18 protein-coding genes and 1 pseudogene are annotated in these 24,707 nt (G+C 41.5%); 7 read left to right on the top strand and 12 right to left on the bottom strand.

Annotated elements, in window-relative coordinates; genetic code table 11:
* Positions 1–123 precede the first annotated feature (123 nt).
* The 4 genes and pseudogenes from ACEWB7_RS06905 to pilG all read right to left on the bottom strand — a co-directional run.
* Positions 124–1,602: pseudogene (locus ACEWB7_RS06905) on the bottom strand (methyl-accepting chemotaxis protein); the annotation flags it as partial.
* 46 nt (positions 1,603–1,648) lie between these two features.
* Positions 1,649–2,185 (bottom strand): chemotaxis protein CheW, encoded by a 537-nt coding sequence (locus ACEWB7_RS06900; RefSeq protein WP_159123371.1) that lies wholly within the window; start codon positions 2,183–2,185, stop codon positions 1,649–1,651.
* Between the two features lie 5 nt (positions 2,186–2,190).
* Positions 2,191–2,559, bottom strand: a complete 369-nt coding sequence (locus tag ACEWB7_RS06895) for a response regulator (RefSeq protein WP_004784985.1) — start codon at positions 2,557–2,559, stop codon at positions 2,191–2,193.
* A 25-nt stretch (positions 2,560–2,584) separates the two neighbouring features.
* Complete coding sequence (gene pilG / locus ACEWB7_RS06890; RefSeq protein WP_004784987.1) at positions 2,585–2,968, bottom strand: twitching motility response regulator PilG; 384 nt, start codon at positions 2,966–2,968, stop codon at positions 2,585–2,587.
* A 283-nt stretch (positions 2,969–3,251) separates the two neighbouring features.
* On the opposite strand from pilG, the gene ACEWB7_RS06885 reads away from it, so the two are divergent.
* The 4 genes from ACEWB7_RS06885 (at position 3,252) to ACEWB7_RS06870 (ending at position 10,017) form a co-directional block, all read left to right on the top strand.
* On the top strand, positions 3,252–3,896 hold the full coding sequence (locus tag ACEWB7_RS06885) for a hypothetical protein (RefSeq protein ID WP_034170199.1): 645 nt from the start codon (positions 3,252–3,254) through the stop codon (positions 3,894–3,896).
* Between the two features lie 51 nt (positions 3,897–3,947).
* Positions 3,948–5,075, top strand: coding sequence for an efflux RND transporter periplasmic adaptor subunit (locus ACEWB7_RS06880; protein WP_004784994.1), 1,128 nt, complete (start codon positions 3,948–3,950; stop codon positions 5,073–5,075).
* Positions 5,076–5,093: 18 nt separating this feature from the next.
* The gene (locus ACEWB7_RS06875) at positions 5,094–8,201 is read left to right on the top strand and encodes an efflux RND transporter permease subunit (RefSeq protein ID WP_411580540.1); all 3,108 of its coding nucleotides are present in this window, start codon (positions 5,094–5,096) and stop codon (positions 8,199–8,201) included.
* A gap of 97 nt (positions 8,202–8,298) precedes the next feature.
* Complete coding sequence (locus tag ACEWB7_RS06870) at positions 8,299–10,017, top strand: proline--tRNA ligase (RefSeq protein ID WP_034701976.1); 1,719 nt, start codon at positions 8,299–8,301, stop codon at positions 10,015–10,017.
* A 56-nt stretch (positions 10,018–10,073) separates the two neighbouring features.
* On the opposite strand, the gene ACEWB7_RS06865 is transcribed toward ACEWB7_RS06870, so the two are convergent.
* The 6 genes from ACEWB7_RS06865 to ACEWB7_RS06840 all read right to left on the bottom strand — a co-directional run bounded on the left by ACEWB7_RS06865 (position 10,074) and on the right by ACEWB7_RS06840 (position 17,977).
* Positions 10,074–11,489 carry a hypothetical protein gene (locus tag ACEWB7_RS06865; protein WP_034701978.1) on the bottom strand — a complete coding sequence of 472 codons (1,416 nt, stop codon included), beginning with the start codon at positions 11,487–11,489 and terminating at the stop codon, positions 10,074–10,076.
* A 16-nt stretch (positions 11,490–11,505) separates the two neighbouring features.
* Positions 11,506–13,680 carry a DUF6160 family protein gene (locus ACEWB7_RS06860; protein WP_411580539.1) on the bottom strand — a complete coding sequence of 725 codons (2,175 nt, stop codon included), beginning with the start codon at positions 13,678–13,680 and terminating at the stop codon, positions 11,506–11,508.
* A 29-nt stretch (positions 13,681–13,709) separates the two neighbouring features.
* Positions 13,710–14,426 carry a hypothetical protein gene (locus ACEWB7_RS06855; RefSeq protein ID WP_034701982.1) on the bottom strand — a complete coding sequence of 239 codons (717 nt, stop codon included), beginning with the start codon at positions 14,424–14,426 and terminating at the stop codon, positions 13,710–13,712.
* A gap of 12 nt (positions 14,427–14,438) precedes the next feature.
* Complete coding sequence (locus ACEWB7_RS06850; RefSeq protein ID WP_034701984.1) at positions 14,439–16,457, bottom strand: hypothetical protein; 2,019 nt, start codon at positions 16,455–16,457, stop codon at positions 14,439–14,441.
* Between the two features lie 234 nt (positions 16,458–16,691).
* Positions 16,692–17,261 (bottom strand): dCTP deaminase, encoded by a 570-nt coding sequence (dcd, locus tag ACEWB7_RS06845; RefSeq protein ID WP_004785008.1) that lies wholly within the window; start codon positions 17,259–17,261, stop codon positions 16,692–16,694.
* A gap of 122 nt (positions 17,262–17,383) precedes the next feature.
* Positions 17,384–17,977, bottom strand: coding sequence for a LysE family translocator (locus ACEWB7_RS06840; RefSeq protein WP_034701986.1), 594 nt, complete (start codon positions 17,975–17,977; stop codon positions 17,384–17,386).
* 646 nt (positions 17,978–18,623) lie between these two features.
* On the opposite strand from ACEWB7_RS06840, the gene ACEWB7_RS06835 reads away from it, so the two are divergent.
* The 3 genes from ACEWB7_RS06835 to ACEWB7_RS06825 are packed head-to-tail and all read left to right on the top strand — an operon-like array spanning position 18,624 to position 22,125.
* Positions 18,624–19,628 carry a TAXI family TRAP transporter solute-binding subunit gene (locus ACEWB7_RS06835; RefSeq protein ID WP_004785015.1) on the top strand — a complete coding sequence of 335 codons (1,005 nt, stop codon included), beginning with the start codon at positions 18,624–18,626 and terminating at the stop codon, positions 19,626–19,628.
* Positions 19,628–20,113: a DUF1850 domain-containing protein gene (locus ACEWB7_RS06830; RefSeq protein WP_034701989.1), complete on the top strand. Its 486-nt coding sequence runs from the start codon at positions 19,628–19,630 to the stop codon at positions 20,111–20,113. Before ACEWB7_RS06835 ends, ACEWB7_RS06830 begins: the two co-directional genes overlap by 1 nt.
* Entirely contained in the window at positions 20,110–22,125 is a 2,016-nt protein-coding gene (locus ACEWB7_RS06825) for a TRAP transporter permease (RefSeq protein WP_034701993.1), read from the top strand. The genes ACEWB7_RS06830 and ACEWB7_RS06825 overlap by 4 nt, the downstream gene beginning before the upstream one ends.
* A gap of 41 nt (positions 22,126–22,166) precedes the next feature.
* On the opposite strand, the gene apbC is transcribed toward ACEWB7_RS06825, so the two are convergent.
* Both apbC and ACEWB7_RS06815 read right to left on the bottom strand, forming a co-directional pair.
* Positions 22,167–23,426 (bottom strand): iron-sulfur cluster carrier protein ApbC, encoded by a 1,260-nt coding sequence (apbC, locus tag ACEWB7_RS06820; RefSeq protein ID WP_034701996.1) that lies wholly within the window; start codon positions 23,424–23,426, stop codon positions 22,167–22,169.
* A gap of 287 nt (positions 23,427–23,713) precedes the next feature.
* Positions 23,714–24,517: a hypothetical protein gene (locus ACEWB7_RS06815; RefSeq protein ID WP_034701997.1), complete on the bottom strand. Its 804-nt coding sequence runs from the start codon at positions 24,515–24,517 to the stop codon at positions 23,714–23,716.
* Positions 24,518–24,707 lie beyond the last annotated feature (190 nt).

Below are 24,707 nucleotides of genomic sequence, written 5' to 3'. Positions count from 1 at the left end.
GCCCGGACTTAAATCCTATAGAAAAAATGTGGTCACGAGTAAAAATGATTCGCAATAAATTTAGAGTTAAAGATATTGATAAATTGTTTAAAGATTACTGTAATGATTTATTTAGTATTTAGCTATACCTTCAATTGAACGGTGTACAACGTCTGCACCATTTGCAGCAATTTGTACTGAACGTTCCGCAACGACTGCAGATTCTTCCGCGTTGGCAGATACCTGGTCAATGGACATTGCCATTTCGTTAATCGCAGCAGATGCACCAGCAATTTCTTGCGCCTGATGTTCAGATGCTTCTGCTAACTGGTTGGTAATGCTTTGAGTTGTCGCTGTATATTGCGCAACTTCTTGAGAAGTTTCGGTAATACGAGATACCAGGTCACGTAATTGGTCGATCGCGAAGTTAATCGAGTCGGCAATCGCACCGGTAAAGTCTTCCGATACTGTTGCATATGAACGTAAGTCACCATCCGCAAGGTCAGCAATCTCGTCCAGTAAACGTAAAATCGCATTCTGGTTACGGTCATATTCTTCCTGAAGACGGGTTACACGTTGTTTATCTGATGCACCACGTAGGGTTAACAGGCGGAATACACACAGCAAGAAGCCGATCAATAACAGAATTAACAAAACCGCTGGAACGATTGTTTTCAGACCAGAGTTACCAGACAGTTTGTTCAGGTTATCGAGCAGGGCATCAGATTGCGAGAAAATTGATGCAGATGCCTGACGTACTTTTACGATTTGCGCAGAGTTTTTCAGGATTGTCGCAGATGCTGATTCAAGTACATCATCATATTCCGCTTTGATGCCTTCTAGAGACTCGCGCAGGTTAGGATCAGTAATACGTTGTACACCCAGTTCAGCAGAACCGTTTAACTGTGCATTTAAGTATGAACCGAAAGTTTCGGTATCGGCACTGAAGTCATCCGCTGATTCACGTGAACCGTCGTTACCGGTCAATACCAAACTGATCGAACGTAAAATACGTTCCGCAATAAATACCTGGTTTTTCGCAATAACCACCTGGTTAGACGGCATGTCTTGACGCGCCATCTGGTCGACCATCAAGTTATATTCGGCCTGAATCCCCGGGATCGCTTCACCAATCGCAATGTTGGTGTCATATAACTGGTTAATAATTTTTTGTTGCGATGCAATCAGGTCAATACTAGAAGATACTTCTGTCCACTGTTTATCTACTGCTTGCAGCGCTTCATTATTGGAATGGATATTTTTTACAGTCTCAAGGTTTTCAGCAAAAGCTTTTTGAGAATCTGTCAGATTTTTCATCGCCTCAGGTGTACCAGAAGCCGTTGCTTCAGTTGCCTAACGTGAAATGGTTTGTGAAAGCAGACGTAAATCACCCAGACTTTGTGTCAGCTGGTTGGCACGTGGCACACTGTAGAAAAGATACAATAAAGTGATGGTTGCCGCTAACAGACAGCCGGCTGCACCATAAATAAACGGTTTAGACTTTTCACTATCACCAAATACACGTGACAACTGATCTGTTTGTGATTGAATCTTGGATAAAAAAGTATTGCCACTTTTGCGGCTACCTTCACCTGTATTTTTCTTTTTAAGTTTAAAGCCCATGCAGCCTCTCCCCGATTTACGTCTTTATTACTTTCGTGCGCGACGTTTAATTTATAAATTTTATAGATGCGTTCATAAATTTTGGATTTTGCAACAGACGACTGAATAAGAACACATGCCATTGCTGGTTATGCTGGTGGAAAAATCCCTGACAGTATTCTTGTAAGTTATTATCCAATTCAGTTGTTTTAGAAAAAAAACTTTTCTTATTAAAATGTTGTATACCCAAAACTTGATCAACGACCAAACCGACATATTGGTCATTATGGTGAATACATAATACTTTTTGAGTCGGTGAAAACTGGCTACTCTGTCCTGATACATATTGAGTCAAATCAGAAACTGATAATAACCTTCCCCGAATATTAGCCAATCCTAACACCCATGATTGAGTATTAGGAACTGGCGTATATTTTGGAGGATAGATCACTTCGGATACTTCCCCCAGCGGGGCAACAAAATATTGCCCCATCATCTCAAAAGCAATGCCTGACCATCGGTTGACTTCATTTTCATTAGAAACGTAGTTTTTATTTCCCCGTTTCGCAATGCGAAGCAATTCGATAAATCCATTTGCTGCCATAGAGCTTATCCTGCGTTGAGGTGGTGCTTAATCACTTCAATCAACTGTTTTTCATCTACCGGTTTTGTAAGATAATCTGCGGCGCCCTGACGTTTACCCCAAACGCGGTCAGTGGCCTGATCTTTGGTACTTACAATCACAATCGGAATATGCTTGGTGGTTGCACCACGTGCAATTTGACGTGTTGCCTGGAAGCCATTCACGCCTGGCATGACCACATCCATCAATACCAGATCTGGCAACTCAGCCTGAGCCATGGTTACCCCATCTGCACCATTGGATGCTTCAATCACCTCAAAGCCATGTTTAGAAAGAATCTCTCTAAAACGGAATGTTTCTGTCGGTGAGTCATCTACGATTAAGATACGCGCCATGCCAATTCCCCTAAAAAATCAATTATTAAGCACTAATATGGTTACGGATTGCGTTAAGCAATTCATCTTTACTGAAAGGTTTAGTCAAGTATTCGTCCGAACCAACAACACGACCTTTGGCCTGATCAAATAAGCCATCTTTACTCGAAAGCATAATCACAGGAATATTCTGATAATTTTGAGAATTTTTAATCAATGCACAAGTTTGATAACCATCTAGACGAGGCATCATGATGTCTACAAATACGATATCCGGATTGGCTTCTGCGATTTTTGACAAAGCTTCAAAACCATCTACCGCAGTCACGACTTCATATCCTTCGCGCTGTAGAAGAGTTTCTGCTGTACGACGAATGGTCTTTGAGTCATCAATGACCATAACTTTTAGATTTTGGAATTTATCGTCCATTTTGACCCTTCCCATTTTAGAAACGATGCGCCATAAGGCTCATAGGATTATTTTATTACGATCGATAAACATTTTTAACACAAATCCACTTGTATTATCAATGAACATTTTCTACACAAGTGTGCATAAATGGCGGATTTTCATCAACCATTTCACATTTTTATTTTGTCATTGCTTTTTTTTTGACTGACGGTAGTTTTTAATTCGTGAATTTGAGTCTAATATAGCATTATTATTACTTTAAAATAAGTAATTTAGTCAACTTTCAATTGGGGAGCCAATGATGAGTCAGTTTTCAGAAAAACTTGCTTTCATTGATAAAAATAAAATGACTGGCCAATTCATATTTGCAGTGACACTTTTTCTTCAGGTCACCATTTCATATGCCTCAACTAACCAGCCACCAAAAGCCACCTGGTATCGCTATTATGATAATAAAGGCGTGGCCAATATCAGCACTAACGTTACCCCCAACCATATCCGCTATGGCTATGAGGCACTTGACCAGAATATGCAGGTCATTAAACGTGCACGTCCTTATAATGTCGATAAAGATATTAAACAGGCGCCGCAACGTGCCCAGCAGGCTCAGCGCATTGCAGAAGACCAGAAACTGAAACGTGCCTATACCAATAGCCATGTTGCTCTACAAAAAAAGAATGAAAGTCTGAGCCAACTTAAAAAACAGATTGCCTTTCAGCAAGAGCAGATGAAACAGTTGCAGCAAGACCGGGTTATGTTTGTACGCCAAGAACGTGAATATTTACGTAAAGGCAATAATCCCCCGGCATCTTTGAAAGCCAACCTTGAAAACAACCAGAAAAACCTGATTTCTCAAAAAGAAAATATTCAATCTTTACAAACTCGCTATCGAAATATGGAAGCGGAATACGACAGAATCATTGCCCGTTTAAAAGCACTTGAATAAACACAAATAACTTGTTGTTGCTTTAAACGACCACAAGTGAAAAGGATTAATATGCCATTTGCACAGCATTTTCATATTTCAAAGACCTCTTCTTCGCGCTCTGTATTGATGATGAGTGCACTTTGCTTAAGTCTTTTTCTAAGCGGCTGCAATAAAAATGAATCTACACCGCAAGCCGAAAGTCCCAAAACAATTGAACTGATTCCTCAGGATCTGGTGGCTGTAAAAACAGGCACTTCTATCCAGAAATCCGCATTTACCGGCACTATTCGCGCAGTCAACCAAAGCAGTATTCAAGCGCAGGTTTCGGCCACTGCCACCAGTGTTAATGCTCAGGTCGGTGACAATGTAGCTAAAGGTCAGGTACTGGTTCGCTTAAATAATCAGGACAATGCCGCACGTCTGGCTCAGGCCCGTGCCAATCTGGCATCTACCCAGGCACAGGCCAATCAGGCGCGTAACATGATGCAGCGCAAAAAGCGCCTGCTCGACCAAGGCTTTATTTCTAAAGTTGAATATGAGCAAAGTCAGGTTGACTATCAGGCCCAGGTTGAAAATGTCCGCGCACAGCAAGCCAATGTCGATATTGCCGTAAAAGCCGATCGTGATGGCATTATCACCAGCCCGATTAGTGGCGTGATCACCCAGCGTCAGGTTGAGCCCGGTCAAACCGTGGCGATCGGACAAACCCTGTTTGAAATCGTAAATCCAAATCAACTGGAAATTCAGGCCCGTGTCCCGAGTGAGATGCAGTCCAGTCTGCGTTTAGGTAGCAAAATTGAATACCAGATTCAGGGCAATCCAAACACATTTACCGCTGCTATTAGCCGGGTATCGCCAATTGCTGATCAGGCTAGTCGCCAGATTGAATTCTTCGCCAGACCAAATGAAAGTATTCCCTCTTTAAGTATTGGCTCTTTTGTTGAAGGCAATATTCTGAGTTCTCAACAAGTTTCTGGCCAGATCATTCCCCTCAATACCATTCAGGATATCCAGAATAAACCTTTTGTTTGGGTTATTCGCCAGAACAAAATTATTAAAGTGAATGTTCAGGTTCTGGAACAGCGCTACAACCAGAATACGGCAGTAATCCAAGGTCTGGAGACAGGTGATCAGGTCAGTCGCATTCCATTTACCGAGGCAGATCTCAACAAGCCAGTGACGCTGCGTTCCAACTAATCAGACAGGATCATTAATATGTGGTTTACCCGAATTAGTGTGAAGTATCCCGTCTTCACCATTATGATGATGTTCTGTTTGATGGTGCTTGGACTAGCTTCCTGGCAGCGCATGGGTGTGGAAGAATTTCCGGATGTGGACTTCCCCTTTGTCGTGATTTATACCAACTATCCAGGTGCTTCCCCAGAAACCGTTGAATCAGAAATTACCAAAAAACTCGAAGATCAGATCAATACTATTTCCGGTTTAAAACAGGTGATTTCACAATCCAGTGAAGGTCTGTCGATGATCACGGCTGAATTCAATCTGGAAGTGCCTTCAACCACGGCAGCACAGGATGTCCGTGACAAAATTGCTTCAGTCACCGCTGAATTCCGTGATGAAATTCAGGAGCCAGTCGTCGAGCGTTATGATCCGACTGCCAATGCAATCATGTCGATCGTATTTGAATCTGACAATATGGGCTTAAAAGCACTAAGCTCCTATCTGGATCAGCGCATTGTTCCACAACTACGGACTGTTCCGGGTGTAGGTACAGTCAACCTGCTCGGTGATGCACAGCGCCAGATTCGTATTCAGGTTGAACCACAGAAACTGCAAGCTTTTGGCATTGGCGTGGATAGCGTCATTAATACTCTGAAATCTGAAAATATCGAAGTTCCGGGCGGTACATTAAAATCTGGCAACTCGGAACTGGTGATTGAGATCAATTCCAAAGTCCTGCATCCCCTCGCCTTTGGCGATCTGGTCATTGCCAATAAAAATGGTGCACCGATCTTTCTGAAACAGGTCGCAGAAATTGAAGATAGTCAGGCAGAACTTGAAACTGGTGCATTTCTGGATGGCAAGGCTGCAGTGGCTGTCGACATTCTGCGTAGCTCTGATTCTAATGTTATTGAAGTAGTAGACAGTACCTACAAAACTCTTGAAAGCATTAAAGCCCAATTGCCACAAGGAACCACCTTAAAAGTTGTGGTGGATTCTTCAAAAAGTATCCGCGGCACCATTGGTGATGTTGCGCGTACCATTATTGAGGGTGCGGTTCTTGCTGTGCTGATTGTTCTATTATTTTTAGGTTCTTTCCGCTCAACGGTCATTACTGGCCTCACTTTACCGATTGCATTGCTCGGAACTTTGACCTTTATCTGGGCTTTTGGTTTCAGCATCAATATGATGACCTTATTGGCCCTGTCTTTAAGTATCGGTTTGCTGATTGATGATGCAATTGTAGTACGGGAAAATATCGTACGGCATACCGATATGGGTAAAGACCATGTCACTGCCGCGCTGGACGGCACCAAAGAAATTGGCCTTGCCGTTCTGGCAACAACATTGACAATCGTCGCGGTCTTCTTGCCTGTTGCCTTTATGGGTGGAATTATTGGGCGTTTCTTTTATCAGTTCGGTGTGACAGTAAGTACCGCCGTTCTGATTTCCATGTTTGTCAGTTTTACTCTAGATCCGATGCTATCTGCGCATTGGGCAGAAAAGAAAAAAGATCCCAATAAAAAGCCAGGGCGCATTAAACGTTTCTTTAACTGGATTTCAGGTAAATTAGACAATTTAAGCCATGTCTATGAAAAACTGCTGAAACTGGCTTTGCGCTTTAGATTCATTACTATTGTAATTGCAGTGGCGTCTTTGTTTGGCGCTCTAGCCGTGTCGAAACTGATTGGTACCGAGTTCGTACCTGTCCCGGATAAGGGTGAAATCCGGATCAAGTTTGAAACTCCAGTCGATGCTTCACTGGAATATTCACAAGCCAAACTGCAGCAGGTCGATAAAATTGTACGTCAGCATCCTGATGTACGTGCAACTTACGGCGTAATTAATGGTGTGACCGATCGCGGTAAAAACCATGTCAGCTTACGTGTCACTGTGACTCCGCGGACTGAACGCGAGAAAAGCTTGAATGATCTCAATAATGAATTCCGTCAACGTTTACAATCTGTGGGCGGCATTACCATTACCTCAGTCGCTTCCGCGGATGAAACCGTATCGGGTGGCCAAAAGCCGATTATGATTTCAATCAAAGGCCCTGATTTGAATGAACTACAGAAGATTTCCGATCGCTTTATGGTCGAGATGGCTAAAATTGATGGCATTGTCGATCTTGAATCCTCACTGAAAGAGCCAAAACCGACCTTAGGTGTACAGATCAATCGCGTTCTGGCCAGTGATCTTGGTTTGTCAGTCAATCAAATTGCCAATGTGGTTCGCCCACTGATTGCCGGCGATGATGTCACCACCTGGCAGGATGAAAAAGGTGAAACTTATGATGTTAACTTACGCCTGACCGAAGACCGGCGCACCCTGCCGAGTGATCTGCAAAATATGTATATCACTTCATCTAAAATGGATGGCAATAATCAGCCGATTTTGATCCCGCTTTCTAGCGTCGCGAATTTTGAAGAAAAACTGGGAGCTTCTCAGATTAATCGTCGAGATCTGGCGCGTGAGGTGCTGGTTGAAGCAAATACCTCTGGACGCCCCGCAGGTGACATCGGTACGGATATCAGCAGACTTCAGGATACTTTCGACATGCCGCCGGGTTATAGTTTTGATACCCAAGGCGCCAATGCAGATATGGCAGAATCCGCAGGTTATGCGCTCACTGCGATTACCCTGTCAATTGTATTCATTTATATAGTACTCGGCTCCCAGTTCAACAGCTTTATTCACCCTGCTGCCATTATGGCTTCATTACCCTTGTCATTAATTGGTGTATTCCTGGCGCTATTCCTGTTTAATTCGACCATGAACCTGTTTTCAATTATCGGTATTATTATGCTGATGGGCCTGGTGACCAAAAATGCGATTCTGCTTATCGACTTCATCAAGAAAGCCATGGATCGGGGTGAAGCCCGTTATGATGCGATTCTGAATGCCGGCAAAACCCGTTTACGTCCAATTCTGATGACCACCAGTGCCATGGTCATGGGAATGGTGCCGCTCGCTCTGGGCTTAGGTGAAGGTGGTGAACAAAGTGCACCGATGGCACATGCCGTGATCGGCGGGGTAATTACCTCCACCCTGCTGACATTGGTCGTGGTTCCAGTGATTTTCACTTACCTGGATGACTTTAAGAATTTTATGCTGCGCCAAGCCCGTAAAATCATGGCATAATTTAAACCATCACAATGAGGTGACATTCACGAATGTTCACCTCATTTTTTATTGTATAATCTCTGCTTTAACGCTTAATTTTTTTAGGACAGTTTCCATGCGCGCGAGTCGCTTTTTATTTGCAACGTTGAGAGAAACCCCGAACGATGCTGAAGTTATTTCACATCAGCTGATGCTTCGTGCCGGTATGATTCGTAAGTTGGCTTCAGGTTTGTACACCTGGCTGCCGATGGGCGTTCGCGTATTAAATAAAGTTGCAGCGATCGTTCGCGAAGAGATGAATAACGCGGGTTCACTCGAAGTCTTGATGCCTGTGACCCAACCAGCTTCTCTTTGGGAAGAATCTGGTCGTTATGTGCAATACGGTCCTGAACTATTACGTTTTAAAGATCGTCATACCAATGACTTTGTGCTTGGCCCAACACATGAAGAAGTGATCACTGATCTGGCACGTAATGAGCTAAAAAGTTACAAACAACTGCCTGCAAACTTCTACCAGGTTCAAACCAAGTTCCGTGACGAAATTCGTCCTCGTTTTGGCGTAATGCGCTCACGTGAATTCATCATGAAAGATGCCTATTCTTTCCATGCGGATCAGGAATCTCTGCAAGAAACTTACGACAAAATGTACGAAGCGTACTGCAAGATCTTTACCCGTTTAGGTCTGGATTTCCGTCCAGTACAAGCGGATACCGGTTCAATCGGTGGTTCAGGTTCACACGAATTCCACGTCTTGGCTTCAAGTGGTGAAGATGATATCGCCTTCTCAACTGAATCTGATTATGCGGCTAACATCGAAATGGCTGAAGCAATTCTTGTCGGTGAACGCGCTGCTCCAACGCAAGAACTGAAAGTGGTTGATACCCCAAATCAGAAAACCATTGCTGATGTATCCAATTTCCTTGGTACTGATCCTGCGCATTCAGTAAAGGCATTACTGGTTCAAGGCGTTGCACCTGAAGAAGGTAAAGCAGCTCCTGTCGTTGCCCTGTTCCTTCGTGGTGACCATGAACTGAATGAAATTAAAGCCGAAAAGCATCCAAAAATTGCTGCGCCTTTGGCTTTTGCTACTGAAGCTCAACTTGCTGAACTAGGTTTGACTGCTGGTTTTGTAGGTCCGCAAGGTTTAGTAGAAAAAGGCCTAACAGTAATCGTTGACCGTGCTGCTTCTGTACTGTCTGACTTTGTTGCAGGTGCAAACGAAGCAGACAAGCACTCAACTGGCGTGAACTGGGAACGTGATGCGCAGTTTAGCGAAGTTTATGACCTGCGTAATGTGGTTGAAGGCGATCCTTCTCCAGATGGTAAAGGTACACTTCAAATCAAACGTGGTATCGAAGTAGGTCATATCTTCCAGTTAGGCAAAAAATACTCTGAAGCTTTAGGCTGTAAAGTCTTAGGTGAAGATGGCAAACCATTCACTGTAACGATGGGTTGTTATGGTATCGGTGTGACACGTGTCGTAGCATCTGCAATTGAACAGAATTACGATGAAAAAGGTATCATCTGGCCGGCTGCGATCGCTCCATTTGAAGTGGCAATTGTGCCAATGAATGCGCATAAATCACCTCGCACTTTAGAAGCAGCTGAAAGCTTATATGCAGAACTGCAAGCTGCTGGTTTTGACGTATTGCTTGATGACCGTAACGAGCGTCCAGGTGTGAAATTCTCTGATCTTGAATTGACTGGTATTCCACATCGCATTGTGATTGGTGAAAAAGGTCTGGATGCAGGTACTTTTGAATATAAAGGTCGCCGTGATGCAGAATCAGTAAATCTTTCGAAAGAAGAACTACTGACAAAAATTGCGAAATAATTTTTTCTGAATCAATAAAAAATCCCGCTTAGTGCGGGATTTTTTATATGTCTGAATTAGCAGAACTTATGTCCGCCAAAGCAGTTTGAGGTCACATTCTGGTTCTGTAGCAGCTTATCCATTAAGGTTAAAGTTGCAGGAGTACCATCTACATAGTTAGTAAATTTACCTACATCAATATTCAATTTACGTACCACCGCGACATTCGCCAGAGACCCTAAAGCCTCGCCCACACTGACATCAATCAAGTTTTCAGGACGTAAAAGAAATTCAGAAATAGCAGTTGCTACCTGAGGTAACACGAATGAAATATCAACTTCATCTGTAGTTTTTAATACACCCAGTTGAATCGGGTCTTTAAAAGATAGCCACCAACCTGGTTTGGCAATATCAGCCGCGTCCGCACCTTGCCAATGCACATTCTGACTCTGTAAAGACAAATAACCGCCTGTACCATTTAATGGAATATTATGGATCATATTTAGAGCCTGAACAAAGGTGATGTCCATATTCAGGTTATCCAGACTTGAACCAGCACCCATTTGAAAGAAAGAATGTGTTCCTAAATTAAGAAATCCAATTAATGGATCAAACTCTACATACAGCTTATCTTTTGAAAAATCTGGTGTACCAATCACATCACTTGGCAAAGTTGAACCCGTTAAAGCCTTTGCTAATGGAATCGAAGCAATAGTAGAACGGATATTACTTACAGTCGCTGACTTTAAGCGTTGCCCAGTCACGACAGTTTCTGGCATAGTAAAGTCTACCCGCATGGAAGGCACTGTAATCCCGGTATGGCCATCAGCACCTGGCTTACTGGTAAAAGTACGTGTTTGTCCTAATGCTTTTAAATTCCCTGAGATTTTTTCATCATTTGCAACACCAAAGGTTCCTGCTTTAGTCACGGATTCACCAGTGGTTTGCGCCATTTTCATATAACCACTAAAACTTTTGAGGCCATCATTCGGATTTTCGACGTTGTCAGTCCCCATGGTTAAGAGTCCGACAATTTTATCTGCACCTAGACGGAAACCGACCACTTCACGGGTAGAGGCACTTCCGCCATTTTTAATTGCAAACTCAACAAAGGGATTACTCACACTGGCGCTGGTATTAGCACGGTCACCTGAAAAGACAGGGTTACCCTTATCATCAAGACTGGTATTTAAGCCACTCAATGCCAGGTTAGAAATATCAATATCACAGCCATTAGTATTCCCAATACTGTTATTAGTTCCACCACAACCGAGCTGCAAAGTTTTGATATTAATGTTCAGTTCCATTAAAGCTTCAATACTTAGCTTATGGAAGTTAATCCCTTGTGATGAATCATAAGCATTTTCCAAATTTAATAAGGCCTGTGCATCAACTGCCGATAAAGCCTCATCGTCTAAGGCTGTCATTGCCATCGCCTGTTGAGTAAGGCCCATTAAAGTGACAATCAAGCTATTCAATATTATTTTTTTCATGAAATCATCCCTTATTTCAGCGCGGTGTAATGCCTAGCGTACTGCGCATGGTTCCGCCTGTGAGTGCAATTGTTGCTATATTCTGCATATTGCCATTTGTGGTCATGGCCATGTTGGTTCTAAACGGCTCGATAATCTTCTGATCTTTATTAAATTTAATTTGATTATCTAAAGTAACAGTATCTTCACTCACGCCTATTTTGGTGATTAATCCTAAATTTCCTTCCATACGATTAAAGTTAATCGCAGAAGTATGAACTGCACCTGTGCTATCTACATCTTCATTAATCAGACTAAAATAACTACCAAGATTATTAACATCACCTTTTTCTGCAGAAGTTAATGTTCGGAACTTAAAGTTTGCATCCAACGATAAATAATTTGCGTCTGCTACATCCAGTCCTGGAATAATCATTAACTCACCACTACCATCAAGCATCATGGCAATTGTTGTTAATACATCGTCGCGTTTAGAAAAGTTGTCATCAGGAACAAACTGATCACATTTATTGCCTGATACACAGTTATATTTAGATCCTGGTAATTGCCCAATTGCCACTTCAGCTTTCGCCGCGATCAGCAATTTATCAGCTTTTACATAGATGCCTTCATCTTCATAACCAATCACCCCTTTGGATTCAATAAAGGCATCAATATTTCGAAGGCCAGCATAATAGTTTCGCGCATGGCCATTCTCTACACCACCATCAATTAAAAGAATTGAAGTTGTACTTGGTGCTCCAGTTTTGGCATCCTTTCCATAACCTTCAGTTGATGCCATCACGTTATAGGCAATACCATTCTTGTCACCGTCATATTTTGTACCCGATAAGGCAACATTGGCATTCAGGTTGTAAATTGGAATACCAATTCCCCAAGAACCACTATTCCCGGAAATAACACCAGTATCATTAGAAATAAAATTTGCTTTGGCTGCAATCGACTGGAAATCCATACCCCGTATGGCGATTAGTGCAAAATCCTGATTAGCAGACGTACTGCTTAAAGTTTGCTGCAAAATCGGATTACTTTGTCTAAGTGTTGACTTAATATTGTCATTCACTAAAAACTCTAGGCTCTGTGCCTGAATTGTATTGATATAAATATCGCCAAAATCGATATATGCATTATTTTTTCCAGTTAATGAACGTAATTCATTAAACTGAACTGCATAGCTTCCTTTACCCGTATGACCAATTTCCAAAGTCGTTGGATTTAAACCCTGTGCTGCTGCCACTTCCTGATTGGTAAAATCAGCTGATAAACCAAGATGCAAGCCGCCTTCACCTGCGTTATAGCTTGAAACACTGCGATCTTGTCGCGTCAGCACACCACCAACTTTATTACTTATATCAAAAGAGTTCAGTTTTGACTGATCAGCACCTAACGACAAACGTGCATTACTCACTGCACCCGAAATACCATAGCGCATGATATTTTTTAAATCGCCATCTCCATTCTGATAGCGTAAATCAAAGTTTAATCCAGCTGTTTGCGCACCAGTTGTTCCTACAGCCACTGGTTTTAAATTAATTAGATGGTCTTGTGTGCCACTTTTACTGGCGAGTACGACGCCTTGTATCGGGTCTATATACATATAGCCCGTACCAGCGAAGTTAAAATTAAAGTTATCTAGAACTAAGCTATTTGTACCTAAAGTAGGTTTGATCGTGGCATCTTGCAAATTGAAATCGATAGTAGCTGTTTCATTCTTATTGAATAAACCTGCTGTCGTATGAAGCACCATTTTAAATGGACTATCAATCGCAAGACCTAATTTGCCCAAATTTTGATTGTTTTCGACACAGCTTGTTCCAACACAATCCTTACTCACAAGTTTAAAATCTGCATTGGCACTAAAGGGAGCTACGCTTGCTTCTAGACGGATCCCTGCACCAGCATCGGTCGCACCGACATCAAACTTAAGCTGGCTTAAAATCGCATTTTGATCTTTGCCTAAGATTTCTACTTTATGCAATCCCAGTCCCATCTTGGTATTTACATCAGCATTCGGGTCATACCAATTGAGCTGTTCAACTTCTACTTTTGATACCTCGTGTGTAATCGTAATACCGTCTTGACCAGTGATATGACCCAATTCTTGTTCTTCAATCAGCTCTAGTGCATAACTATGCTGTGCTAAACAGACACATGCCGTTAATAATTTAATTTGTGATTTTATTTTTTTCATTCTTTCATCCCTATACTGCATCCATGCAGTTAGCAACGGCTTTGTGCACTCCCAGCTGAGCAGTTAAAGCCAAATATTTTTAAGTTTCCTGACATGTGCATGTTGCCGTGCATATTGAGACCCATAAACCCCTTCTCACGCCCCCGGTCAAATTCCGGAACATCTGCTGAGGCAGTGTTATATGTACCGTCCGCTTTATAAACACGATTGGTGAAGGTCGTATACTTCTCTGAATTGGCATAGCCTTCTTTATCGCCCTCACCGGTTCCGGTTTCAATAGCCAAAGTATTAAAACCCAAGTTTCTGATTTTTAAAGGTTTGTCATCATAAAAAGTGATTTTCATGGCTGTTTGAGGATCGCCTGCCACATTAGTAATTGTAGTGCCATCGATAGAAAACTTATCAATTTGCAGGGTGCCTTGTATGCCTTTAAATACCAGCCATTTTTTATTGCCTTGAGCATCAACATGATTGTTCGGAGAAATAGCCAAGCGACAAAACAAGGTGTTAATTCCACAATCTGTTGTTGGCTTGTAATACACCTCTAACTTATTAGCGACCGTTTCAGAAATTTGAGATTTCGTTAAATCAGTAGCGTATTGATGGTTGAGTGACAAGGTCCAGCTTAAATCTGCTCCACCTTGACCCGTTTCCGCTGTCATTTGCTGCGGATCAAGACTGACCAAGCCGGCTTGTGTCGCAAAAGAAATCCCAAGAACTGTAGCAAGCATTAACTTTTTCAACATTGCCCTATTCCTTTATAGACCTGTAGTTTTTATTTTTAGATGTTGAATCAACACACCATCAATCACTGCTGAACCAAAATTCCTCATTGAGTTATCAGTAGCCCCCCTAAATACCACACCAGTAGCATTATTATCATCTTTTGCCTTCAGCATATTAGTATTGGCAATACGTTCAACAGAACCAATGGCGATACTACTGTGAGTTGCATCGCGTCCTTGATACAAGGCAATGCTATCTGAAGCTTGAGCTTTAATTTCAGTACCACACGTATATACATTACATGTAGAGCCTAAAAGTGCTTCTGATCCTAAAAAGCCACCTTTTCCATCTGGATAACGCTGATAAATCCGGTTGTAAATATCTGGAATTTTAGGAATACGTGTCACTTCCAAAATAATATTATTTCCTTCCGAACCCACAACAAAAGGCTGATACATACTTCCTAGTACCAAATTGATATTCGGGCTATATAAATACAATCCCTCGGTATCATGAAATATAGGAGCTGCAGAGCCATTTAAAGCAGGAGTCGGACCATCTCCATCAAGATTATTCTCTTTTGCTGCACTACTAATACGAATCCCTTTACTGTTCAAATTGTTTGAATCACTGGTCAAAGTAGAGGGATCATCATTAGTATTGAGTCGGATCAGACTCGCCAGGCCCAAGGTTTGACTATATGCAAGATCAGGCGATGTAAGGGTTTGAAATAATCGGACTTGCGAACCGTTCATGCTCAAGCCATTAGCAATAAACTGTGCACGAAAACGTTCAGAAATATCTAAGCCTGAAGTAGGTGCTCCAGTAGCATAATCTACGGTATTACTTGAATTTAAAGAACGTGAGAAAATATCAGTCCAGAAACCAAGCTTAATATTATTATCTGCTTCATTTGCAGCAACTGTTGCAAGAGGTGCTTCTAAAGCTAGATAGCCCACTTCTTTTCCCGTATCCGTAAACTGTTTTACTGTTTCGGCTCCGGCATGAAATAACCAAGGATTGCTGGCTGTTCCCCAATTAAACCCCTGATTGCTATAGCGGCTACTGAGTGAATTATCACTTTTTGATAAAGCTAAACCATAGATAAATACATCAGCCTTCGTACGAAGCGTACTGACTGAGGCACCCATTGCAGCTTCTTTGGCCGCCGTTGTTGCGCTCGCTTTAACCGCCTGCTCCATAGCGGTCACCGTATTTTTTGCCTGAATCAGCGCATATTTATCAGCTTCAATTGCTAATTGTTCTTGAGTCCTACTTTCTATAATACCAGGAATAACAGTATCTATTACATTCGTTCGTGTACCTACTTCTTGCGTCCATTTGTTATTAAGAGAAGTACTTGTGCGACTTCCCCATAGTAATTCAATCATTTCATAGGTATTTAAGAGCGCATATTCAGCAGATTTCTCCTTATTTAATAAAGTAGCCTCCCACCATTCAGGTCTAGTTGTTGTACCATCATTAGCAAGACTACTTCTACCATCATAATAATCTTTATAGCGCTGATCATAATATCGCTGCATTAAATCCGACCGTCGCTTTTCTTCTACTATTCCACTACGAACATTTGCTTTAAATGTTGCTGTATCATACAAAGCTTTAGTTGAAGTATAATTATCTGTTTTATATTGATTATATTTAGAAGTATATGTATTTTCATAAAGATTAGCATTTGCACTAATACCATTTAAATAGCTACTTGCATACACTCGATCATAGACTTTGTTATAGGCACGCTCACCTAACTGAGCATAGTTCTCTCCAGTCGGAATAATACGAATAAATCCAGTGTCTGCCTGACCTGGATTGGCAATACCTCGTGCATAACTTGAACCGCTGGAAGCATCATTCGGTGCCTGAAAAACCATTTTAAAGTCATCAAGTACCAGGGCAACACCTTCACCGGTTGTATCAGAAAGAGAAGAATCAGTTAATTCCTGCATTGCATGTGCGGATGGCAATAATCCTAAACCGATCATCATTGCCAAATAGCTTTTATGAAATTGAAATTTAGCTTTTATTTGAGCCATCTCGACCTATCCTTCTTATCTGATGCTCCGCATCTTTATCCTTCAGCTTCCCAGCCTTCAATTTTTGATTTTTATGATGCTTGGCACATCTTTTTTATATATTCATTCTTCATTATGCTTATTTTTAGCAGGATTACCAAAGCCAAAAGACCAAAAACCCCGAGTTTCCGATGAATGAAACAGCAAAAAAAATAAGCGAGGCATTAGCCTCGCTTATTCAATGCTTTAAAACTATTAAGCTTTAGGCAAAGTAACGCCTGTCTGCCCTTGGTATTTACCACCACGATCTTTATAGGAGGTTTCACAAACTTCGTCTGATTCGAAGAACAGCATTTGAGCCACACCCTCACCCGCATAAATACGTGCAGGCAGGTTAGTTGTATTTGAAAACTCCAGCGTGACATGACCTTCCCACTCAGGTTCAAGTGGAGTCACATTCACGATAATGCCGCAACGTGCATAAGTCGATTTACCCAAGCAAACGGTCAGTACATTTCGTGGAATACGGAAGTATTCTACTGTACGCGCTAAAGCAAATGAGTTGGGTGGAATGATACAAACATCCGATTCAATATCGATAAAGCTTTTTTCGTCAAAGTTTTTCGGATCGACAATTGCAGAGTGAACATTGGTGAATACTTTAAACTCACGCGCACATCGCACGTCATAGCCATAGCTTGAAACACCATAAGAAATCAGCTTTTGACCATTTTCATCCAGACGAATCTGGTTTTCTGCATACGGTTCAATCATGCCGTGTTTTTCGCTCATTTCGCGAATCCAACGATCAGACTTAATTGCCATTGATATAATCCAAAAATCTTAAAAATAAGTAATTGCGACGTACTTTAACTGAAATTGACACTAATGAAAATAAGCGAAATTCTGACAGCTAAATTTCAGGAAATTTAGCTGCTTTTTCAGGTTTAAAGACTGAGGAGTGCTGAATAGGATAAAGGTACAGAAAAGCTCATTAAAATAATGGAAGCGGTCTTTTGTAAGTTCTTTTGATTCAGCCAGCGATTGTTTTTTCTGGCCAATAAGCTACCTAAAAAGGTCCAGAAAAATGCGATAGGAATAAGTAATGCCAAGAATGCCAGCATATAAGTCACATAATATTGACTGCTTTTCCACACAATGACCGGGAAAATAGCCGAAGCAAATAATAATGCCTTAGGATTCAGCAAAGTCGCCAAAAATAGTTCCCGTGCCCGAATCGAAATACATTGAAAATTTTCACCAAGTTCTGCGGTACGCCATAATTTTAAAGCTAAAAATAGAATATAAGCAGCACTACAGAGTTTGAGAATATGAGGTAATTCCGGTAAATAGACCGAGATTTTACCAATCAAAAAGCCCCAGAATGTAATTGCGATGAGATAGCCGAAAGCTTCTGCAGGAATAAGGCGAAAAGTTTTTCTAAATCCAACTTGAATACCTGACGATGCCAATAAAGTATTGGTTGGGCCCGGTGTTAATAGAATGGCTGCCACTAAACCAATAAATAACCATGAAATCATAGTTTGACCTCGCTCTTAGGTATTAAGCATAAAATAATCCGGTCAAATCTGCAAAAAAATAATTGTAAGAGAACATATTAAAAAAAATATATTTTATTTTTTTATTTATTTTCATATAATTATATAAAAATAAAAGAAAATTTTATTTCAGTCAATTTTGTCAATTTATAAAGCTATAAGCTCATCATAAAATTGCTATAAAAGTAGAAGTTTCAATAGAGTATTCGGACTTAAAATTCCTGAAATACTAGTCTCTATACCATGAAAGAAAAATTATCCAAAACTTTAAAATCATTATTTCTAGTAATCTTTGATTGAATTTTAACTAACTAAAAATCCCTGCTCTTGCATATGAACTTTGCACACTTCTATAGAAAGATTTAGTGATGGGAGCAACTTTTACCTAACTCCTAATGATTAAATTTCCACTCTCCATTTAAGATGTCTATCTTGCTCAATTTGTTCAACATATTGATAAAGCAAAATTTCGAAAAAAATGTTATTAAAGGTATTCAGACAAAATAATTGCTGTTAAATTGTACAAGGACAACAATTGATAATTCACATTTTTTAACATCCAGACGGTTTAGTATATTGTTGTTTTAATTATATTTTAAGAACTACAGAATAATATCAGGAGTCATATATGAATAAATGGATCAAACTTTCAGTCATGAGCTTAGCGTTATCAGGCGTAGTTGCCTGCTCGAATGATAATGCACAAAATAAATCAGATAATCAGGCTGCATCTGGCGAGAGCGTAGCTGCAGATAAACTGCAAACCCGATTTGTCAATATTGCGACAGGTGGTGCCTCAGGCCCTTATAATGTCATCGGAACAGGATTGGCTGAAATCTATAACAAGACCTACGGCGTAAGTTCCAAAACCCAGACCACAGGGGCTTCTGTCGAAAATCTAAATTTATTAAAACAGAACAAAGTTGAAATGGCCTTTGTCATGAGCGACAGCTTAACTGAAGCAATTAATGGTCAAGGCAGTTTTAGTTCTAAAATTGACAACGTGCAGCAGATCGCTGCGCTTTATCCAAACTATGTACAGATTGTCACTTCAAAACGTTCTGGTATCAAAAATATTGAAGATCTCAAAGGCAAACGTATTGCAGTGGGCGCCCAGAATTCAGGTGTAGAAGTGAATGCCCGTACTCTATTGAACGGTTTTGGTATCACTTATAAGGATGTCAAAGTAGATTACTTAGGTTATGCCGAAGCAGCTGATGCCTTGAAAGGCGGTAAACTGGATGCAGCCTTCCTGACCAGTGGTCTTCCAAACTCTTCACTGATGGAGCTGCAACAGGGCTTTGATCTACAACTGGTGAGTATTAATCCAGATAAAGTGAAAGCGATTGCCAAAGATCAGGCGTATTTCCTGCCAATGACCATTCCTAAAGGGACCTATGGCAATGCTGAAGATATTCCTACAGCTGCGATCATGAATGCGCTGGTGGTTCGTTCTGATCTCTCTACAGATGATGTATATAAGCTAACCAAGACGTTCTTCTCCAGCTTGGATCAACTCGCCAATTCACATCAGGCTGCTAAAGAAATCACTTTAGAAGGTGCACAAAAAGGTCTGGTTGCTCCACTGCATCCGGGCGCGCAAAAATTCTATGATGAGAATAAAGCGAACTGATGAAATGGATACAAGGTGCAGCGATTGCTGCACTTTTTAGTTTGGCTACTTTTTTTATTAGCTGTGTTTGGATGACATTTTCGTATATTTTTGTGGAAGTGAAAGAGCAAAATTTCCAGTGCAAAATTGACCAGAAATCTTTTCAGCTGAGCTGGATGCATTCGGTAGAAAGAACACAGTGGAAAGAACGTTATCTTCTAGACAAGGATCATTTCATTCTGACAGACACTCAGTTCATTTCATTTGGTGCGGGTACACCTGATCAAGGTACTATTACTCGACAGGATGATGGCAATATCCATATGCAAATCAACCGGAAGATGAAAGAAATCAATTGGGTGATTTCACGCAGAATGCAGGGAAAAATCGAAGTTGCTGATCGTATCTGGAATATTTATCAGGATTTTCCCGACTATAGCACGGTACAACTTTCTATAAAAAAAGACAGCCTATGGAAAAAAAGAGGTTTAAATGATTGCCTATGAATCCACAAGAAACAAGAAATGTGACCGAAGCACTGGATGATCAACAGCAACAAGAATTATTAGAAAAATTTGACCGCGAATCTGTCACTCGCAACCCGATTAACAAATCGGTTCGCTGGTTTATTGCTGCCTTGGCAATATCCTATTCGTTATTTCATCTTTATATTACTTTTAATCCCTTACCCGAACTGATCCAGCGTGCGGCGCATGTATCCATTGGTCTGGCGCTGATTTTCTTGTTATATCCAGCACGTCAAGCAAGTAGCCGACAAAAAGTCGCATGGACAGACTGGATTTGGGTGATCGCCTCTTTTGCTTCTTTCTTTTATTTATTTAAAGAGTATCAAGCGATTATGACCACTCGGGGAGGCATTCCCAATACGCTGGACATTGTCTTCTCGATTATGACAGTAGTATTGGTGGTTGAGGCTGCTCGAAGGGTAATGGGCTGGATGTTGCCGATCTTAGGACTGATTTTCTTAAGCTATCCATTTGTCAGTCATTTTGAATGGATGCCGGATCGCTTGCTCACTCGCCCCTATACATTCAGTGATATTTTCGGACAAATGTATCTGAAGACTGAAGGTTTATATTCTTCAGCCATTGGTGCTTCAGTCACCTTTATTTTCCTGTTTATCCTGTTTGGTGCCTTTCTGGCGAAATCAGGAATGGGAAAATTATTTAATGATCTCGCCATGGCACTTGCGGGACATAAGCAAGGTGGACCAGCCAAGGTCGCGGTGATTTCCAGCGGTTTTATGGGCAGTATCAACGGGACGGCGGTTGCCAATGTCGTAGGAACAGGTTCATTTACCATTCCTTTAATGAAGAAAATTGGCTATCACAAAAACTTTGCCGGTGCAGTGGAAGCCAGTGCTTCTGTCGGCGGGCAGATCTTGCCGCCAGTAATGGGTGCCAGTGCCTTCATCATGGCAGAAACCACGGGTGTCAGTTATGGCACGATTGCCTTAGCTGCGGTATTACCTGCCCTGCTGTATTATCTCGGTGTGATGGCACAAGTCCATTTCAGAGCTGGTCGGGATCACCTGAAAGGCGTTCCCAAAGCTGACCTACCACGAGTCAAAGAAGTCCTGAAAGAACGAGGACATTTATTATTTCCAATCGTTGCTTTGGTATTCTTTTTATTCCAGTCGATTCCAGTGAGTTATGCCGCTGTTTATACAATTTTGTTGACCATTGTGGTGGCAGCATTCAGAAAATCCACCCGTATGGGACCTAAGGAAATTCTGGAGGCTTTAGCTGATGGCGCCAAGCAGTCACTTTCAGTGATGGCTGCCTGTGCGGTCGTGGGTATCATTATTGGTGTGGTGAGTTTGACTAGCTTTGGTTCTGTCATGACTTCTTCAATCATGAGTATTGGTGCTGGCAGTCTGTTCCTCACCCTGTTCTTCACCATGATTGCATCGATGATTCTGGGCATGGGTCTACCATCGATTCCTGCCTATATCATTACCGCGACGATGGCAGCACCTGCTTTGGCCAACTTTGATATTCCAATCCTAGTCGCGCATATGTTTGTGTTTTATTTTGGCCTGTTTGCCAATATTACCCCACCAGTTGCCTTAGCCGCCTTTGCTGGTGCCGGGATTGCAGGTGGTGACCCAATGCGGACTGGATTCCTGGCCTTGCGCCTATCCCTAGCCGGATTTATTGTGCCCTTCCTGTTTGTCTATAACCCGGCGATGCTAATGATTGATACAACAGATATTGCCGTGAATGCCAAAGAATTTGGCTTACCGGCATGGAATGTCATTTTAAGCATTACCGTAACATCCATTGTCGGCATTCTGGCACTTGGCGCTGCAGTAGAAGGCTACTTTAAAACCGCGATGAATTGGTTCTGGCGCATCTTCCTAGGGGTTGGCGCTCTCATGATGATTGTGCCTGAGACCATGACCGATATTATCGGCACCATCATGGTGATTATTGCAATTGGCTTTAATATCATTCAGGCAAGAAAAGAAAATACAGCTACGACTAAAACCTCATAAAAAAAAGAGAGCTTAAGCTCTCTTTTTTTTATTATAGAATCTTAGAAAATACGAGTTTTATCTTTTTCTGCTTTTGGCAATTTTGCTGCAATTTTCTGAGCAATGGCCATATAACTTTCAGCAGCATCATCTCCAGCAATCACTGAAGGCTTACCGGCATCGGCATTTTCACGAATCACTGCATTCAAAGGCAAGCGGCCGAGCAATGGAATATTGTATTGCTCTGACAGTTTATCACCGCCGCCTGTACCAAAGATCTGTTCTTCTTGACCGCAGTTTGAACAGATATGGGTCGACATATTTTCGACTACCCCCATCACTGGAATCTGCACACGGTTAAACAGTTCAATGCCTTTGGTCGCATCCAGCAATGCCACGTTTTGTGGTGTGGTGACGATCACAGCACCTGTGACTGGAATACGCTGAGCGAGCGTTAACTGGATATCACCTGTACCTGGTGGCATATCAATCATCAATACATCCAGATCTGGCCATAAAGTTTGATTGAATAGCTGCATCAAGGCACCTGTTGCTTTCGGACCGCGCCAAGCAACTGGCGTATTATTATCACCCGTTAGGTGGCCAATCGACAGCACTGCCATACCATAGGCATCGAGTGGGACAAACTGTTCGGCTTCGATCATCGGGGTTTTGCCGACATTGCCGAGCATCGTCGGAATACTTGGACCATAAATATCCGCATCCAGTACACCCACTTTCAAACCTAATTTTTGCAAAGCCAAAGCCAGATTCACAGTTGTGGTTGATTTACCTACACCGCCCTTACCTGAAGAGACCAGAATGACATTCTGAATGCGTGGATGCTTCGGCACATCACGTTGCTGTGGAGCAGCTTTCTGGATCGGCGGATTATTTGGGTCAGCTTCTGCTTGAGCTGCATGGCCTGAAGCATCAGCCACAGGTGGCAGATTCGATTTTGAAGCAGCAGTTTGCGGCTGGCTGGAACAGCTCTCACCTTCTGCATGATGATGTCCACAACCGCCTTCTTTCTTATGACCCGTCTTTTGCTGAATCACATGCAGGTTTAGTTCTTTAATACCGCATTTCTCTAGCGCATCCGCCAGTTCATCATGAATTTGCTGTAACTGCTCTTTTTCTTCCGGATAAGTATTAATGGTGATTTGCAGGATCTCACCTTGCACATTGACCTGAGTAATCCGGTCTTTCAGTGCATTACTAGAATTTGGCAAGATATAGTTTTGCAGTACGTTTTGCACAGCTTCTTCGTTCACCTCCTTGGAAGGCGAAAAAACCGATTTAAGCGAAGAAAGCCAGGACATAGGTTACTCCAAAAATATAGATAGACATCTGAATAGCTTAGTTTAACGAGGTTTTAGGCTCAGGTTAAGCAATCTGTATTCACAAGCCCAAAAGACAAATATGATTTCCAACTATTTTACTGGGTTTTAAAGGGTTACAGGGAAGAAAATTTATAAAGTCAGCATCACATCTTATTTATTGTTTTATATTATTGATATTTAAAATTTTAAAAAAATTAACTAGATAGTATCCATTAAAAAGCCACTTCATTCAAAAACTGAATGAAGTGGCTTTCCACATGAAATGATTATTTATGATTTTTATCTTGATCGGTCTTGTTTTGCCCAGATTGATCAGCCTTATCCTGATCCTTTTTAGCATCATCTTTATTATTGGTCTGAGCTGATTTTTGGTCCTTATCCTTAGCCTCTTTAGATGAAGAATCCTGATCCTGCTTTTTCGAATCATTTGACTGAGACTGGTCATCGCCTTTCACTTTAGTCATGGTTTCAGCCGCCATCTGTTTCAACTCATTTAGTTTCGTAGCAGCTTCATTTACCAAATCACTAATTTTGACCTTGGTATCTTCAAACTTGTGTAGCGCTTCATCTTTTAAATTTGCCATACGATCGTGCTCAGCGTGATTTGCTGATTTATCTCCAGAACTTTGATCCTGTGCCTTTTTCGAATCATCTGACCCTTGCTCACCATTTTTTTGGCTGTCTGATTTGCCATTTTTTAACTCATTCAGAATCTTTTCGCCTTTTTGCAATAGCTCTTCACCAATTGCGATGGCTTTCGCTTTTAAGTCATCCATTTTGGTACTTTCAGCTTTTTTATCTGACTGGTCACCATGATTAGATTGGTCATTTTTAGACGCATCTTTTTGCTCTGATTGCTGATGACCAGATGCTTTAGAGTCTTGCTGATGATCAGACTTTTCATCAGCCCCATTTTTTTGGGCTTCTAGGACTTCTTCATGTTTCTGCTTATGCTGTTTATCAATCTCATTCTGCTTTTGCTCTTGTTCAATCTTGTCATGCAGCTCTCGTGCATGTTGTTCTTTATCTTGATTCTGTTTTGAAGTACTTGTCTGGTTATTCTGAGTCATGAGTACCCTCCTAAGGCGTCATAATAAAAATGATCAGCCAAATTTTTAGCACAAAGCATGTAATGACGTGGGGGAATTAAGCAAACTGCAACAAAGCCTGTACATGTTGTTGCTATTGCTTGCAGGAAGTAGCATCAACTTATCTCAATCGAATTTTTAAGGGTCAATTTCCCGTCTATAGCCTGTTTTT

Origin of the sequence: Acinetobacter sp. NIOH-H-8 (assembly GCF_046635365.1) — a bacterium.
GTDB lineage: Bacteria > Pseudomonadota > Gammaproteobacteria > Pseudomonadales > Moraxellaceae > Acinetobacter.
This window is presented reverse-complemented; position numbering and strand designations above follow the sequence as displayed.